The organism is Actinoplanes teichomyceticus ATCC 31121, from assembly GCF_003711105.1.
GTDB lineage: Bacteria > Actinomycetota > Actinomycetes > Mycobacteriales > Micromonosporaceae > Actinoplanes > Actinoplanes teichomyceticus.
On sequence record NZ_CP023865.1, the window covers coordinates 2,916,818 to 2,932,360 of the forward strand.

Genomic DNA, 15,543 nt, shown 5'->3' on the forward strand with positions numbered 1-15,543 from the left:
GCTATGACCTCCTGGCGGCCGACCCTCGCCGACCATCCCGGATCCCGGGCCCGAGCCATCGCCGACGCGATCGGCGCCGACATCGTCGCGGGCCGGCTGCGGGCCGGCGACCGCCTCCCGCCGCAGCGGGAGCTCGCCGAGGTGCTGGGCCTGTCGCCCAACACCGTGATGCGCGCCTACACCGAGGCGACCCGGCGCGGTCACGTCACCGGCGAGGTGGGCCGGGGCACCTACGTCCGCCCGGCCGACCCGCCCCGCGCGCGACCCGCCACGCTCGCGCGTCCCGTCGACGGGCCGATCGATCTGTCCGTCGGCCTGCCGTTCCCCGGCGACGCCGGACGGGCGCTGGCGACCACCCTCGCGGCGATCTCCCGCACCGATGATCCGGCCGCCCTCCTGGACAACGCGTCCGCACCGGACCCGGCCGGCCAGGGCATCCGCCGCGGACCCGCGACCGCCGCGGCCGCCTGGCTCGGTCGCCTGGGCCTGCCGGCGGAGCCGCAGCGGGTGGTGCTGACCAACGGCGCCCAGCACGGCCTCTTCGCCGCGCTGCTCACCCTGCTGCGCCCCGGCGACACGCTGCTCTGCGAGAACCTGACCTACGCCCCGCTCAAGGCGATCGCCCGGCACCTCGGCGTACGCCTGGAGGGGCTGGCCATGGACGGGGAGGGACTGGATCCGGACGCGCTGCGCGCCGCCTGTAGCGCGGGGCGCTCCGATCGGCCCGGAACCGGGCGCGCGCCGACGGTGCTGTACTGCACGCCCACCCTGCAGACGCCGACCACCGCCACCATGAGCGAGCAGCGTCGCTCGCGCATCGCCCGGATCGCCGCGGACCACGATCTGACCATCGTGGAGGACGACGTCTTCGGCTTCCTGCCCCCGGACCGCCCCCGGCCGCTGGCCGCCTTCGCCCCCGAACGTACGGTCTTCGTCACCAGCGTCTCCAAGTCCATGGGCCCGGGACTGCGCGTCGGCTTCCTGCTCGCGCCCGAGCGGCTGACCCCCGCCCTGGCCTCGGCGGTGACCGTCTCCTGCTGGATGCCGCCGCCGCTGATGGCCGAGATCGTCCGCCGCTGGATCGAGGACGGCACGGCCGGACGGCTCAACGACGACCAGCGCGCGCACGCCGCCCGCCGTCAGGGGATGGCTCGTGAGCTGCTCGGCGGGCAGACGTTCCGCGCCGACCCGTACGGGCCGCACCTGTGGCTGTCGCTGCCCGGCCACTGGTCGGCGCGGTCGTTCACGGCGGCCGCCGAGCGTGCCGGGGTGCTGGTGAACCCGGCCGAGACGTTCGCCACCGGCCCGGCCGCGGCGCCGGCCGTACGGGTCTGCCTCAGCCACGAGGTCAGCGACGAGCGGGTGGCCCGTGGGCTGGCCGCTCTGGCGACCCTCCTGGACGCCCCGGCCGGCACCGGCCCGCTGGTCGTCTGACCGGCGCCGGCGCGTTGCGGCGGAACGGGGTGGCGGCGCGCGACTCGTCCGGCCACGGCGGTGCGCGGCCGCGCGCCCGGTGATCCGCGATGTACGGTCGGTGGCGATCAGCCGGAGAAGTCCGCTTCCGGACTTCCGGCCCGGCGCCGGATCGTTGCGCCGGGCCTGGCTGGTGACCGGGTTCCGGGTTCCGCTGCCGGTGCGCGGGCGACACCAGGGCCGTCGGCGACGGGTGAGGGGACGTGCCGCCCGCCGGCGGGGGAGCGGCGGTCCCACCGGGACGGGTCCAAGGTCCCTGTTTGCCCGGGTCAGCGCCAGCGACGCTGGACCGGTAGCGCCCGGCCGGCAGCCGGGCACCGGACAGTGGAGTTGACCATGAGCGACACCGTGGCGAGGGCGGCGCGGCCCGGCGGCGAAACATCGACGGGAGCCCGGCGGGGGCTGATGCTGGCGCTCGCGACCATCGGATTCGCCGTGAACTTCTGGGCGTGGGCGCTGCTCAGCCCACTCGCGGTCAAGTTCCAGGCGGCGCTCGACCTGAGCTCCTTCCAGCAGGCCCTGCTGGTGGCGGTGCCGGTGGTGGTCGGCTCGCTCGGGCGCATCCCGGTCGGCGCGCTGACCGACCGGTTCGGCGGGCGGATCATGTTCCCGCTGGTCTCGCTGGCCACCGTCGTACCGGTGCTCTTCATCGGCCTGGGCGCGCACGACTCGCTGGCCGCCCTGCTGATCGGCGGGTTCTTCCTGGGCATCGGCGGCACCGCGTTCGCGGTCGGCGTCCCGTTCGTCAACGCGTGGTTCCCGCCGGAGCGGCGCGGCCTCGCGGTCGGGATCTTCGGCGTCGGCATGGGCGGCACCGCGATCAGCGCGCTCACCACGGTCCGGCTGGTGAACGCCGGCACCACCGCCACCCCGTTCATCCTGACCGCGGCTGTGCTGGCCGTCTACGCCGTGGTCGCCTGGCTGCTGCTGCGGGACGCCCCGGGCCGCGTGGTCCCGTCCGCCCCGCTGACCCAGCGGCTCGGCGCCGCCCTGCGGCTGCGGGTCACCTGGCAGGCCTCCGCGCTGTATGCGGTCGCGTTCGGCGGGTACGTCGCCTTCTCGGTCTACCTGCCGGCCTACCTCAAGACGGCGTACGGCCTGGCCCCGGCCGACGCCGCGAACCGGATGGCCGGGTTCGTCCTGCTGGCGGTGCTGATGCGCCCGATCGGCGGCTGGCTCTCCGACCGGTACGCGCCCAGCCGGGTGCTCGCCGTCGCGCTGGGCGTGGTCATTCTCGGCGCGGTGGTGCAGTCCTTCACGCCGGGCCTCGCGCCGGTCGGCACGGTCGCCTTCCTGTCCATGGCGGTCGCTCTGGGCACCGGCAGCGGCGCGACCTTCGCCCTGGTCGCCCAGCTCGCCCCGGCGCAGCAGGTGGGCTCGGTGACCGGTGTGGTCGGCGCGGCCGGCGGTCTCGGCGGGTTCGTCCCGCCGCTGGTGATGGGCGCGATCTACGGCCACTTCCAGTCGTACGCGCTCGGTCTGGCCCTGCTCGGGGTGGTCGCCCTGGCCGCTCTGCTGCTCGACATCCTGTCGGTCGGCCGTCCGTCGGCCGCCCGGGCCTGACCGGCCCGCTCGACGCCCGCGGCCCGCTGGAGTTGTCTCCAGCGGGCCGCGGGCGTCGGCGTGTCGGGCCGGGCGGTCAGTGCAGGAACCAGGCGCGCTGCCGGACCCGGTCGACCGCGATCTGGTACGACAGCTCGAAGCGGTGGGCCGGGTTCGCGTGGTACCAGCGCAGCGTCTGCAGCACCAGCGCAGGGTCCGCCGCCAGCCACGGGGTCTGGATCGCCAAGGCCCGCGACGCGCGGAACGGCGACTGCCGCGCCCGGGTCGGCCCGGCCGGCTCGGCGGGCACCGCGATCACCGGGATCCGGGCCTGCTCGCCGGGGCGGATCTCGCGTACCGCCTGCCACGGGACGAAGCGCCGGTCCCGGACCCCGTGGTGCTCGATGCCGTCCGGGGTAAGCGTGAGCCGCCCGGGGGCGTGCCGCAGCAGCACGTACAGCGCCGCGCCGGTGAGCGCCGCGCCCAGCAGCAGCGGCGGGGTGCGCGCCGCGACGGCGGCCTGGGTCACGGTGAGCAGCGTGAGGAAACCGGCGTACCAGTAGTAGAGCCGCCGTGAGTAGGCGAAGGTCAGGCCGGGCGTGCCGGCGCCGGTGCGGGTGATGTGCATCCGGTCGCCGGTGTTGTGCGGGCGCACCCACAGGCTGAGCAGCAGGCCGAACAGGTGCCCGAGCAGCAGTACGCCCAGCCCGCAGGCGAGCGCCGCGCGGACGTCGCCGAGCACGGCCGACCAGACGCCGGCGGCGAGGACCAGAACGGCCAGGAAGCCGCTGCCGACGGCCGCGTGCACCAAGCGCGGGGAGGGCTCGTAGTCGCGCCACGGCGACGGCTCGGCGGTGACCGGCGTGGTGCGCGGCAGGTCGAAGTAGAGGGTCATCGTGGTCCCCGATCAGCGGTACGCGGCGGGCCGGTACGGGTTCGTGCGGCGCGGCGGGCGGCGGGGCGGCCGGGCTGCACCGGTCCCCCGGGATTGACGCTCAGGGGTACGGGCATCGAGAGCCATGAGTTCAAGCGGAGAGTGACCGCCGGGAACCCGCTCGTGCAGCGACCGCCACTTCGGACAACTCGCCAGGATCCGCCGGATGCCGGTGAGCTCCCAATGGGGTGCACGGTCCCCGGCGGGCGGCGCGCCTCGTGGAAGCGCTCCCACCGAACGTGCCGTCCCACCGGCGCACGTGGACCGGCACGTCCCGGTCCCGGCGCGGTGCCGAGTCGCACGACAGGTCGCCGCCGGCCCCGGTGTTCAGCGCCCGCGCCGCGACCGGCGCGGGCGAGAGGACCGACCGGCGCCCGTACCCCGTGCCCGGCGCCGTCCGGGTCGGCCCGGCGTCCGCCGCCGGTGATGCTGTCGCCGGTGAACAGCGCGGTGTGCGTGTCCAGCGCGGGACCTCCCGGTTCGGTCGCGTGCCGGGAAATGACGTACCGAGCGACGACCCGACATCCACTCTTGACATCGCAAACTTAAGCCACTTAATAATGGGGCCCGTCAACGGTGAATCTCGCGCTGGGCTGGGCATGCGCGGGTGACCCGGGCCGGAACCGCCGCCGGCCACCCGGCGGCGTCGAAGATCGAGGTATCCACAGATGTTGAACCCTCTGCGCCGCCGGGACCGACACCCCGGCGACAGTCACCGCACCGGCCGCCGGGGCCGGCTCGGCGCCGTGGTGGCCGGGACCGCCGCGCTGGCCCTGACCGCCGCCGGGTGCTCCGGCGGCGCGGGCGACGGCGAGAAGCCCGCGGGCAACGCCGCGAACAGCTCGGTGACCGTGTTCAACGGCGCCACCGGCACGATCGTCGAGAACTGGAACCCGTTCAGCCCGACCTTCCTGCAGCCCACCAACGGCCTGATCTACGAGCCGTTGTACTGGTACAACTTCGCCACCGAGTCGACGCCGACGCCGATGCTGGCCACCGGGTACTCCTGGGACGCGGCCGGCAAGGTCCTGACCGTCACCACCCGGGAGGGTGTGAAGTGGTCGGACGGCCAGCCGTTCTCCGCCAGGGACGTGGCGTTCACCTTCGACCTGATCCGCCGCCACAAGGCGATCAACGCGACCGGCCTCAAGCTGGTCTCGTCCACCGCCGAGGACGACAGGACCGCGGTGCTGACCTTCGAGAAGCCGTCGTTCACCGACGAGGCCGCGGTCATCGCGAACACCCCGATCATCGCCGAGCACGTGTGGAGCAAGATCTCCGATCCGGCGAAGACCACCAACCCGAAGCCGATCGGCACCGGGCCGTACAAGCTGAAGACCTTCACCGCGCAGAGCTACGTGATGGAGAAGAACGCGAGCTACTGGCAGCCCGGCAAGCCGCGGATCCAGAACGTCCGCTACATCGCGCTGGCCACCGCCGACGCCGCCACCGCCGCGCTGACCGCCGGCCAGGTGGACTGGATGAGCTCCTTCCTGCCCGGCCTGGAACAGCTGCTGAAGAGCCAGAAAAACCTGACCTACGTGAACACCCCGACGCTCACCGCCTCGATCTTCACCTGCGCCGGCGCCGACCTGGGCTGCACGGGCCCGCAGACCGACCCGGCCGTGCGCCAGGCCATCTACCACGCGCTCAACCGCGACCAGCTGAACAAGCTGGCCGGCGGCGGCTTCGCGGAAACCGCCTCGCCGACCCTGCTGCTGCCCCAGCGGGACAAGAACTGGATCGCCGACCCGGCGAACGCCACCACCCCCGGCGGCCCGGACGTGGCCAAGGCCAACCAGATCCTGGACGCCGCCGGCTGGGTCCGCGGCGGTGCCGGCATCCGCGCCAAGGGCGGCCAGAAGTTGTCGCTGACCATCCAGACGGTCACCGGCTGGAGCGACTTCATCTCGCTCAACGACGCGATGTCGCAGCAGCTCAAGGAGGTCGGCATCGAGCTCAAGCCGACCCAGCTGTCCTGGAACGAGTGGAACAACAACCAGGTCCAGGGCAAGTTCCAGCTGTCGCTGGACTCGATCGGCCTGAACGCGTCGACCAACCCGTACTTCACGTACCAGCCGAGATACTCCAGCGCGACCACGGCCAAGGTCGGCGAGAACGCCAGCACCAGCGGCAACTACGCCCGGTACACCAACGACAAGGTGGACGCGGCGGTCGCCGCGGCGGCGGCCACCAACGACGAGGCGGTCCAGAAGGCGCAGTACGCGATCGTGCAGCAGGAGATCGTCCGCGACCTGCCGTACATCCCGATCTACGTCAACTCGATGCTCACCGAGTTCAACACCAGCCACGCCACCGGCTGGCCGTCCAACGACAACAAGTACGCCCTGCCCGCCTCCTGGAAACAGTGGGACAACGGCGTCGTGCTGAGCAACCTGCAGCCGGCCGAGTAGGGGCGACGACCGTGCGCCACCTGCTTCGTAAACTGGGGTTCTACCTGGTCGCCCTGTGGGCGGCGCTGACGGTGAACTTCTTCGTCCCGCGCCTGATGCCCGGCGACCCGGTCGAGATCCTGATCTCGAAGCTGGGTCAGCGCGGGCCGGTCACCCCTGAGATGCGGGCCTCGGTGGAGGCCCTGCTGGGCACCGACAGCGGCGCCCCGCTGTGGCGGCAGTACGTCGACTACCTGGGGAACCTGGCACGCGGGGATCTGGGCGTCTCGGTGACGTTCTTCCCCGCGTCGGTCGGCTCGATCATCGAGCAGACCCTGCCCTGGACGATCGGCCTGATCGGTCTCGCCACGGTCATCTCGTTCCTGGTCGGCGTCGGTCTGGGCACCCTCGCCGGCTGGAGACGGGGCTCCTGGCTGGACAACCTCATCCCGGTCACCACGATGTTCCAGTCCGTGCCGTACTTCTGGCTGGCGCTGATCCTGCTCTTCGCGTTCGGCAGCGTCTGGCCGCTGTTCCCGCTCAACGGCGGGTACGACGTCTACACCGTCACGCCGGGCTGGAACGGGCCGTTCCTCGGCTCGGTGCTCTACTACGGCGCGCTTCCCGCGCTGACCATCATCCTGTCCTCGGTGGGCGGCTGGATGCTCGGGATGCGCAACATGATGGTGTCCACGCTGTCCGAGGACTACATGCTCACCGCCGAGGCGAAGGGCCTGCGTCCGGGCCGGATCATGCGACGCTACGCGGCGCGCAACGCGATCCTGCCCTCGGTCTCCGGGTTCGCCATCTCGCTCGGGTTCGTGGTGGCCGGCTCGATCGTCACCGAGGCGGTGTTCTCCTACCCCGGTATCGGCTCCGCGCTGCTGCAGTCGGTGGGTGGCAACGACTACGCCCTCATGCAGGGCATCTTCCTGGTCATCACGCTGTCCGTGCTCGGCGCGAACCTGCTGGTCGACCTCCTGTACTCGGTCATCGACCCGCGCACCCGGGCGCGGGCCTGAAGGGGGCGGCCATGACCATGACCACGGAACTGGCCGAATCGTCGGTGAGCGCGACGGCGAAGGGCCGGCCGGCCCGCGGGTTCGGCCTGCGCAACCGCAAGCTGGTGGCTGGGTTGGTCATCGGCGGCGCGATCCTGCTCTTCGGCCTGCTCGGGCCGCTCGTCACCCAGGACCCGTCGCTGGTGCACGACCAGGGGCTGACCGGCCCGAGCGCCGAGCACTGGCTGGGCACCACGCAGACCGGTCAGGACGTGCTGGCCCAGCTCGCCCACGGCACCCGCGGCTCGCTCGCCGTCGGCGCGATCGTCGGGGTGCTGACCCTGCTGCTGTCCACCTTCTTCGGTGTGGTCGGCGCGTACGCCGGCGGCTGGGTCGACGAGGCGTTCTCCCTGTTCACCAACATCATGCTGGTGATCCCCGGGCTGCCGCTGGTGATCGTGATCTCCAGTTACGCGCCGGACAAGAGCATCTGGCTGGTCTCCATCGTCCTGGCGATCACCGGCTGGGCCGGCTCGGCGCGGGTGCTGCGCGGATACACGCTGAGCCTGCGCAACCGCGACTACGTGCTCGCCTCCCGGGTGGCCGGCGAGAAACGCTGGCGGATCCTGACCGTGGAGATCCTGCCCAACCTGATCCCGCTGCTGGCCTCGCAGGTGGTGTTCGCGGTCATCTTCGCGATCCTGGGCGAGGCCGGCCTGTCGTATCTCGGGCTCGGCGCGAGCGGCTCGTTCACCTGGGGCACCATGCTCTACTACGCGCAGAACGGCCTGGCCCTGCGGCTCGGCGCGTGGTGGTGGTTCGTGCCGCCGGGCCTGCTGCTGGCGCTGTTCGGCGCCGCGCTCTCGCTGATCAACTTCGCGATCGACGAGATCATCAACCCGAAGCTGCGCAACCAGACCCGCGCCGCCCGCAAGAGCTGGCGGATGTCGCGCGAGCAGCTGTCGAAGGCGAAGGAGGCCACGCTGTGAACCACAGTCCGGTGCTGTCCATCGAGGGTTTCAGCGTGGACTACCTGGTCGATCCGGTGGTCCACGCGGTCCGCGACGTGAACCTGGAGCTGCGGCGCGGTGAGGTGCTGGGCCTGGCCGGGGAGAGCGGCTGCGGCAAGAGCACCCTGGCGTACGGGATGATCCGCCTGCTCAAACCGCCCGCGATGATCACCTCGGGCCGGGCGGTGTTCCGCTCCCGCGAGGGCGCGGAGATCGACTGGAATCGGCTGGACGCCGCGGAGCTGCGCGCCCACCGCTGGGAGAAGATCTCCATGGTCTTCCAGGGCGCGATGAACTCGCTCAACCCGGTGATCTCGATCCGCGATCAGTTCGAGGACGTGTTCACCACCCACCGGCCGCGGATGAGCCGCAAACAACGCCTGGAGCGCTGCGGCGAGCTGCTGGAACGCGTCGGCGTCGAACGCCGGCGGCTGAGCTCCTACCCGCACGAGCTGTCCGGCGGCATGCGGCAGCGCGTCATGATCGCAATGGCGATGGCCCTGGAGCCGGAAGTCATGATCATGGATGAGCCGACCACCGCGCTCGACGTGGTGGTGCAGCGGGAGATCCTGCGGGAGATCACCCGGCTGCGCGACGAGCTCGGCTTCGCGGTCGTCTTCATCACCCACGACCTGCCGCTACTGCTGGAGATCAGCGACCGGATCGCGGTGATGCGCCACGGCGAGATCGTCGAGCTGGGTGCCGCCGCCGAGCTCTACAGCGCGCCGAAGCACGACTACACCAGGCAGCTGCTGGCGTCCTTCCCCAGCCTCACCGGCGACCGCGGCTCCTTCGTGCGCGGCGCGATGGACGACCGGCTGCTGGCCCTCGACGCCGTCGAGGTGCAGGCATGACCACGCTGGAGGCGCGCGGGCTGCGCAAGGAGTACCGGCTGCGGGACGGGTGGCGCACCGGCACGCTGCGCGCCGTCGACGACGTGAGCTTCACCCTCGACCCCGGGCGGACCCTGGCGCTGGTCGGGCAGAGCGGCAGCGGCAAGTCCACCGTCGCCAAGCTGCTGCTGCAACTGGAACGGCCCACCGCGGGGCAGATCCGGCTCGACGGCGAGCCGGTGGCCCGGCGGGGAGCGGGGCTGGCCGCCTACCGGCGTGCCGTGCAGATGGTCTTCCAGGATCCGTTCGCGTCGCTCAATCCGTACCACACGATCGGGCACCACCTGGCCCGCCCGGTCCGGCTGCACCACCCGCGGATGACCGACGCCGAGGTTCGCGCGAGGGTGCTGGAACTGCTGGAACGCGTCCGGCTGACGCCGGCGGCCACCGTCGCGCGGCGCCGCCCGCACGAGCTCTCCGGCGGCCAGCGCCAGCGCGTCGCCATCGCCCGCGCGCTGGCGCCCGAACCCGGCGTGCTGATCGCCGACGAGCCGGTGTCGATGCTGGACGTCTCGATCCGGCTGGGCGTGCTCAACCTGCTCGCCACCCTGCAGCGCGAGGAGCGGCTGGGCGTCCTCTACATCACCCACGACCTGGCCACCGCGCGGCACTTCTCCGACGAGATCCTGGTGATGTACCGGGGGCGGATCGTCGAGCGGGGCCCGGCCGACGAGGTCATCCTCAACCCCCGGCACGAGTACACCCGGACCCTGGCCGAGGCCGCGCCGAATCCGGAGCGGAGGATCGGCGAGCTGCGCTCGTCCCCGCGATGAGCGCGGCCCCCGACGCCCGTGCGGCGGCCCGGCCCGGCCGCCGCGCGGGCCGCCCCTGCCGTACGGCGGGCGCGTCCCGGCTGGCGCTGGACCCGCCGGGCTACCGTTGTCGGTAACGTTTCCGGCAGGGAGGCATCCGGTGGGCTTCGTCAAGCGAATGGTCCTGTCCATGGTCGCGTCAAGCCTGGAGCGCCGCGCGCACCACAGCCGCAACCCGCTGGTGCACAGCATGTTGCGTGAGGTCAACCACCGGCTCGGCCGGTACGCCGGTCCCGCGCACGGGGCCTACCCGCCGGCCGGCTACCCGCACTACGGCGCCGGCCCGGCCTACCACGGCCACTACCGCCACCACGGCCACTACCGGCACCACGGCCACTACCGCCGCCGCCGTTTCTGGTGACCGTTGGATAGCGTGGGCCCGGTGATCGCACATCCGGGGCTGCGCTTCGCCGACCACACCGTCACCGTGCCGCTGGACCACCGGCGGCCCGGCGCCGCGAGCATCGAGGTGTTCGCCCGGGAGGTGGTCGCCGACGACCGGGCCGGCGACGACCTGCCCTGGCTGCTGTTCCTGCAGGGCGGCCCGGGCGGCAAGGCGCCCCGGCCGCTGGGCGCCGACGGCTGGCTGGCGCGGGCCCTGCGCACCCACCGGGTGCTGCTGCTCGACCAGCGGGGCACCGGCCGCAGCACCCCGGTCACCGCCCGTACGGTGCGCGGGCGCGACGACGCCGCCCTGGCGGCGTACCTGAGGCTCTTCCGCGCCGACAGCATCGTCGCCGACGCGGAGATCCTGCGGGAGCGGGTGGCCGGCGGAGCCCGCTGGGACACGCTGGGCCAGAGCTACGGCGGGTTCATCACCCTGACCTACCTGTCGTTCGCCCCGCAGGCGTTGCGGACCTGCTACATCACCGGCGGGCTGCCCGGCCTGGACAGCACCGCCGACGACGTCTACGCCCTGACCTACCCGAAGGTCGCCGCCCGCAACGCGGAGTTCTACCGGGCGTTCCCGGGCGCCGCCGCCGAGGTCCGCCGGATCGCCGCGCACCTGACCGAGCACGACGTGCGGCTGCCGGACGGCGACCGGCTCACCGTCGATCGCCTGCGCCTGATCGGCACCATGTTCGGGATGAGCACCGGCTACGCCCAGCTGCACTGGCTGCTGGACGAGGCGTGGCACGGCGACGAGCTCTCCGACACGTTCCGACAGGAGGTGTGGCGGCTGACCGCGTTCTGCGACGTGCCGTTGTTCGCCCTGCAGGAGTGCACGCTCGGCCAGGGCGACCGGGCCACCGCGTGGGCCGCCGACCGGGCCCTGCGCCGGCACCCCCGGTTCGCCCCCGACGCCGATCCGCTGCTGTTCACCGGCGAGATGATGTACCCCTGGATGTTCCGTGAGATCGCGGCCCTGCGCCCGTTCGCCGGGGCCGCCGAGATCCTGGCCGCCGACACCGGCTGGCCCCCGCTGTACGACCTGGATCGGCTGGCCGCCAACGACGTCCCGGTCCTGGCCGCGGTCTACGCCGACGACATGTACGTCCCGGCCGAGCTGTCCCTGCGCACCGCCGCCCGGGTCGGCAACCTTCGTGCCTGGGTGACCGACGAGTACCAGCACGACGGGTTGCGCACCGCCGGCGACCGGGTCCTGCGCCACCTCACCGAGATGGCCGCCGGGCTGCGCTGAGCTCGCCGTTCCACCTCCGGCACCAGCCAGCCAGCATCGTGTTGGCCTCCGCCGACTCGGGCCCGCGCTCAGGTGAGCTCCGGATGTGTGCTGGGCGCCGAGGCGGTGACAGCCCTCGATGCTCTGGTCATGATCACGCCGAGGGCCAAGCCGGCGTAGAGCAGGAAGATGTAGGCGTCGACGTCGGTGGTGTCGCCGACGGTCCAGATCTGGTCGGCGGTCATGCCGGGCAGTCTGATCCCGTCGAGGCCGCCGCCGTTGAGCGCGGCGAACAGCCACAGCGGCGCGGACGCGATGGGGGGATCGTCGCCGCTGGACAGCAGGACCGGAAGGGTGACCGCGAGGTCGGTGAGTGTCAGGGCCCCGACCGCGCCGGTCCACCAGGCCAGGGTGCGCCGGCCGGTGGCGGTCAGCCGGTCGACGGCGTAGAGCAGCGCGGCGAGGCCACCGAAGAACACGGCATACGCGGGCCAGTGCAGGGCGTAGCTGTCGGACATCCCGGCCGGCAACAGATAGGTCAGGCTGGCGAACACGAAGCCGGGGATGGTGATCGCGAGCACCAGCGCGGCGATCCCGGCGCCCTCGGCCGTCCACCACCGGCCGGACCGGGCGAGCACGACAGCCGCGGCGGCCGTGGCCAGCGCCGCCACCCACTGCCGCGGCTGCTCGCCGAACGGCATCGCGGCCAGCAGCGGATCCAGGACGGTCAGCGCGGCTGCCAGGCAGGCAGCGAACACGACGACGGCGGCCACCGGCGCCAGGACGCACAGTCGCACGGCCCGCCACAGTGCTGCCGCTCGCACCGCGACGGCGACCGGTTCACGCACGGGCCGGGCGGCCGTGAGGCTCGCCGCGTACCGCAGCATCGCCGCGGTGCGGCGTTCGGCGGCCAGAACGTGCAGTTCGGCGAGCCACTCCTGGTGCATCTCGCCACGCAGCCGGGCCGGCCAGCGGCGGGCGGCCAGCCGCAGCAGGGCCTCGGCGATCCGCCGGCTCACCACGCCAGGCTCCGCGTCGCGAGGCCCACGATCCCGGGCACGGCGGTCTGTGCTCGCAGCCGGGCGAGCGCCGACCGGGCCTGACTGACGCCGTCGGGCGTCAGCCGATAGAACCGGCGGGCCGGTCGTCCGAGCTCGGACGGGTCGATGTCCTCCCACCGCGCGGTCAGCCAGCCCGCGTCCTGCAGTCGGTGCAGGATCGGGTAAAGGCTGCCGCTGGCCAGGCCGGTCGCCCCCATCAGGTCCAGGCCATACCGGTCGGCCTCCGGCTCGGTGAGCAGCACGGCCAGCAGCCGAGCAGTCGCTACAGTGATCCGCATCGCCGCACTATATCCGAACTCTACATAGCCCACCATGCCCCGGCGCCGGGCCAGGTGTGGTGCCCATGAGGGGTGGTGACAGCGGCGTGAGCGGGCTATGAGTGAGCCTGAGGCCCGTTTCGTCGGTGAGTGGCTGTCTCGCAACCTGTTCTCGCAGCTAGCGCGGACATTGGGCTGCCGGGTTCCCTCTCTGCCGTTCGTATCACCGTCACGTGACGCCGATTTGAACGCCGCACAGCCGGGAGGCGTAGACGTAAGCCATCGCGTGCAGATAGGACAGGGCATTAGCATCGCCTCCGTGACCGAGGACTTCACGAGCCGGCTCCTGCGCGACATGGCCCGCCTCGACCCTTGCACGGCGGTGGTGGACGCTGGGGAGCAAGAGGTTGATGGGCTCACCGACTACAGTCCGGACGGTCACCAGGCTCGCGCCGATCTCGCTGCTTCAGCCCTGCGCGACCTGGAAGCCCTGATTCCGACGAGCTCGCTGCATGCTCACCTGGTCGAACGGCTGCGGGCCCGGATCGCCTTTCACGAGGCCGGGGAGGATCTGCGGGAACTGCATGCGGCGGCTACTGGCCCGCTCCAGCTGATCCGCCAGGCGGTGGAGGCTGCGGTGCCCGGCCGTGACGCTGAGGGCGCAGCCTACGAGGATGGATGGGCTCGCGTCGCCGCACGTCAGGCCGCGATCCCCGCGGCTCTGGACGGGTACGCCCGCAGTCTCCTGCTCGCTGCCGAACGCGGTCACCTGCCGACGCGGCGGCAGGTGGAGCTCGTGACGCAGCGCTGCCGCAATTGGGCCGACGATGACATCGCCCTGGTCGAGCGCTACGGCGGTGGGCGGCAGCAGGCATCGTTGCAGGCCACGGCGCAGCAGGCTCGCGTGGCGTACCAGAGACTGGCCGCGACGCTCGCCGCGGACCTGGCGCCACAGGCGCGTAGCGATGAGGCTTTCGGGCCGCAGCGATACGCACTCTGGGTGCGGAGCTTCCTCGGGACCGAGCCGGATCTGCGCGAGCTCTACGCCTGGGGCTGGGACGAGTTCACCAGGATCGAGGCGGAGCTGGTCGCAGAAGCGAAGGTCCTGGGTGGGAGCGTGCCGGAGGTGATCGACCGGCTCGACGAGCGCGACGCGCCGGGCACCCTGCACAGCCGAGCAGCATTCGGTGCGTGGCTGCAGGAGCTGCTGGAGACCACCATCGAGCAGTTGGACGGTGTGCATTTCGACATCCCCACGCCGCTGCGGCGCATCGAGTCTCGAGTAACGGTGTCGGGCGGCATCGCCTACACCGGGCCGTCGCGCGACCTGACGCGACCCGGTCGGGTCTGGTGGCTCCTACCCGAAGGGCAGGAGAGCTTCCCCACCTGGTGGGCCCACAGCACCGCGTACCACGAAGGTGTTCCCGGACACCATCTTCAGATCGGCCACGAGGCATGCCAGGGCGGCCTCGGGCAACGGCTGAGTCTGCTCGGCGGGCTCTCCGGCTGCCAAGAGGGCTGGGCGCTGTACGCCGAGCGGTTCATGGATGAACTCGGGCACTACGAGCAGCCGGGTGCACGACTGGGGTACCTGTTCTCGCAGCTGCTGCGGGCCGCGCGAGTCGTACTCGATATCGGCTTACATTTGCGACTGCCAATGCCGTCCGGTGGCGGCGCGTCATGGACGCCGGATGCCGCACTACGGCTGCTGCAAGATCGTTGCCATCAAGGGCCGTACGCGTCCCCGGAACTCGCGCGTTATCTGGGCAGGCCAGGCCAGGCGCTGACCTACAAGGTAGGTGAGCGGGTGTGGCTGGCAGGTCGCGCGTCCTTTCGCGGCGACCAGCGAGCATTCCACCGTCGGGCACTGGACGCGGGCTCGCTGGGATTGGACCAGCTGAGGAAAGCGCTGACCGAATAGCCGCGCGTGACGTCCGGATCGGCCGCGATCCGTGTCTCCGGATGCCCAGCTGGTCAGGCGGCGACCGACGGGGACACGGCGGCCCGCCGACTCTCCATGCGGGCTACTCGGCGGGTCATGAGGGTGATGTTTGCCCAGGTGATGTGGGCTCCTGAGTGTTGGGGAGGCGTTCGTGGTCGCGGGCGTTGCGGCGGGCGCGGATCAGCCAGGAGAGCGATCGTTCGACGATCCACCGGCGGGGCGGCACCCTGACCCGACCTGGTTCGGTGGCTTCTTCACGACCTTGAAGGTGAGGCGCCCGCCCCTACGGAACCTCTTGCCAACATGAATACTCATGTCTGAGATGCCCGATGCTCCGGGTCTCGCCTCAACAACGAGGCCGACTCATCGAGATCATGCACAACCTCACCGACCGCATCGCCGAAGCACGCATCAACGGCTGGCTCGGCGAGGTTCAAGGTCTCCAGACCAGCCTCACCAAGGCCCAGGAGAAGCTCGCCGGCCTGGACCGCAGCATCGAACGCAACCGCTCCACCAGGCACCCCCGTCAACCTTGGCATGCCGATCATCGCGGGCATCCGACCGCCCCATGCCGAAGATGGACTCGGCTGAAATCATAAGGACC

14 protein-coding genes are annotated in these 15,543 nt (G+C 71.9%); 11 read left to right on the forward strand and 3 right to left on the reverse strand.

Annotated elements, in window-relative coordinates; all coding sequences use genetic code 11:
• The first annotated feature begins 3 nt into the window (after positions 1 to 3).
• Positions 4 to 1,434, forward strand: coding sequence for an aminotransferase-like domain-containing protein (locus tag ACTEI_RS13070; protein ID WP_164465932.1), 1,431 nt, complete (start codon positions 4 to 6; stop codon positions 1,432 to 1,434).
• Positions 1,435 to 1,809: 375 nt separating this feature from the next.
• A complete protein-coding gene (locus ACTEI_RS13075) occupies positions 1,810 to 3,036 on the forward strand; it encodes an MFS transporter (RefSeq protein ID WP_122977908.1) in 1,227 nt (408 codons plus the stop codon).
• Between the two features lie 76 nt (positions 3,037 to 3,112).
• On the opposite strand, the gene ACTEI_RS13080 is transcribed toward ACTEI_RS13075, so the two are convergent.
• Positions 3,113 to 3,910, reverse strand: a complete 798-nt coding sequence (locus tag ACTEI_RS13080) for a hypothetical protein (protein ID WP_122977909.1) — start codon at positions 3,908 to 3,910, stop codon at positions 3,113 to 3,115.
• A gap of 707 nt (positions 3,911 to 4,617) precedes the next feature.
• Between ACTEI_RS13080 and ACTEI_RS13085 the strand changes: the two genes are divergently transcribed.
• The 7 genes from ACTEI_RS13085 (at position 4,618) to ACTEI_RS13115 (ending at position 11,700) form a co-directional block, all read left to right on the forward strand.
• On the forward strand, positions 4,618 to 6,363 hold the full coding sequence (locus ACTEI_RS13085; RefSeq protein WP_122977910.1) for an ABC transporter substrate-binding protein: 1,746 nt from the start codon (positions 4,618 to 4,620) through the stop codon (positions 6,361 to 6,363).
• Positions 6,364 to 6,374: 11 nt separating this feature from the next.
• Entirely contained in the window at positions 6,375 to 7,364 is a 990-nt protein-coding gene (locus ACTEI_RS13090; RefSeq protein WP_122977911.1) for an ABC transporter permease, read from the forward strand.
• An 11-nt stretch (positions 7,365 to 7,375) separates the two neighbouring features.
• The gene (locus ACTEI_RS13095) at positions 7,376 to 8,332 is read left to right on the forward strand and encodes an ABC transporter permease (RefSeq protein ID WP_122977912.1); all 957 of its coding nucleotides are present in this window, start codon (positions 7,376 to 7,378) and stop codon (positions 8,330 to 8,332) included.
• Positions 8,329 to 9,207 carry an ABC transporter ATP-binding protein gene (locus ACTEI_RS13100; protein ID WP_122977913.1) on the forward strand — a complete coding sequence of 293 codons (879 nt, stop codon included), beginning with the start codon at positions 8,329 to 8,331 and terminating at the stop codon, positions 9,205 to 9,207. Before ACTEI_RS13095 ends, ACTEI_RS13100 begins: the two co-directional genes overlap by 4 nt.
• Entirely contained in the window at positions 9,204 to 10,019 is an 816-nt protein-coding gene (locus tag ACTEI_RS13105; RefSeq protein WP_122977914.1) for an ABC transporter ATP-binding protein, read from the forward strand. Before ACTEI_RS13100 ends, ACTEI_RS13105 begins: the two co-directional genes overlap by 4 nt.
• A 169-nt stretch (positions 10,020 to 10,188) precedes the next feature.
• Positions 10,189 to 10,419: a hypothetical protein gene (locus tag ACTEI_RS13110; protein ID WP_164465933.1), complete on the forward strand. Its 231-nt coding sequence runs from the start codon at positions 10,189 to 10,191 to the stop codon at positions 10,417 to 10,419.
• Between the two features lie 21 nt (positions 10,420 to 10,440).
• Positions 10,441 to 11,700, forward strand: a complete 1,260-nt coding sequence (locus tag ACTEI_RS13115; RefSeq protein WP_122982112.1) for an alpha/beta fold hydrolase — start codon at positions 10,441 to 10,443, stop codon at positions 11,698 to 11,700.
• 68 nt (positions 11,701 to 11,768) lie between these two features.
• On the opposite strand, the gene ACTEI_RS13120 is transcribed toward ACTEI_RS13115, so the two are convergent.
• Together ACTEI_RS13120 and ACTEI_RS13125 are read right to left on the reverse strand one after the other, a co-directional pair.
• Positions 11,769 to 12,698 carry a hypothetical protein gene (locus ACTEI_RS13120; RefSeq protein ID WP_145830868.1) on the reverse strand — a complete coding sequence of 310 codons (930 nt, stop codon included), beginning with the start codon at positions 12,696 to 12,698 and terminating at the stop codon, positions 11,769 to 11,771.
• Positions 12,695 to 13,018, reverse strand: a complete 324-nt coding sequence (locus ACTEI_RS13125) for a PadR family transcriptional regulator (protein ID WP_122977917.1) — start codon at positions 13,016 to 13,018, stop codon at positions 12,695 to 12,697. The genes ACTEI_RS13120 and ACTEI_RS13125 overlap by 4 nt, the downstream gene beginning before the upstream one ends.
• A 298-nt stretch (positions 13,019 to 13,316) precedes the next feature.
• Between ACTEI_RS13125 and ACTEI_RS13130 the strand changes: the two genes are divergently transcribed.
• Positions 13,317 to 14,918, forward strand: a complete 1,602-nt coding sequence (locus tag ACTEI_RS13130; RefSeq protein WP_122982113.1) for a DUF885 domain-containing protein — start codon at positions 13,317 to 13,319, stop codon at positions 14,916 to 14,918.
• 395 nt (positions 14,919 to 15,313) lie between these two features.
• Positions 15,314 to 15,538: a hypothetical protein gene (locus tag ACTEI_RS36935; protein ID WP_145830869.1), complete on the forward strand. Its 225-nt coding sequence runs from the start codon at positions 15,314 to 15,316 to the stop codon at positions 15,536 to 15,538.
• The last annotated feature ends 5 nt before the right edge of the window (positions 15,539 to 15,543 follow it).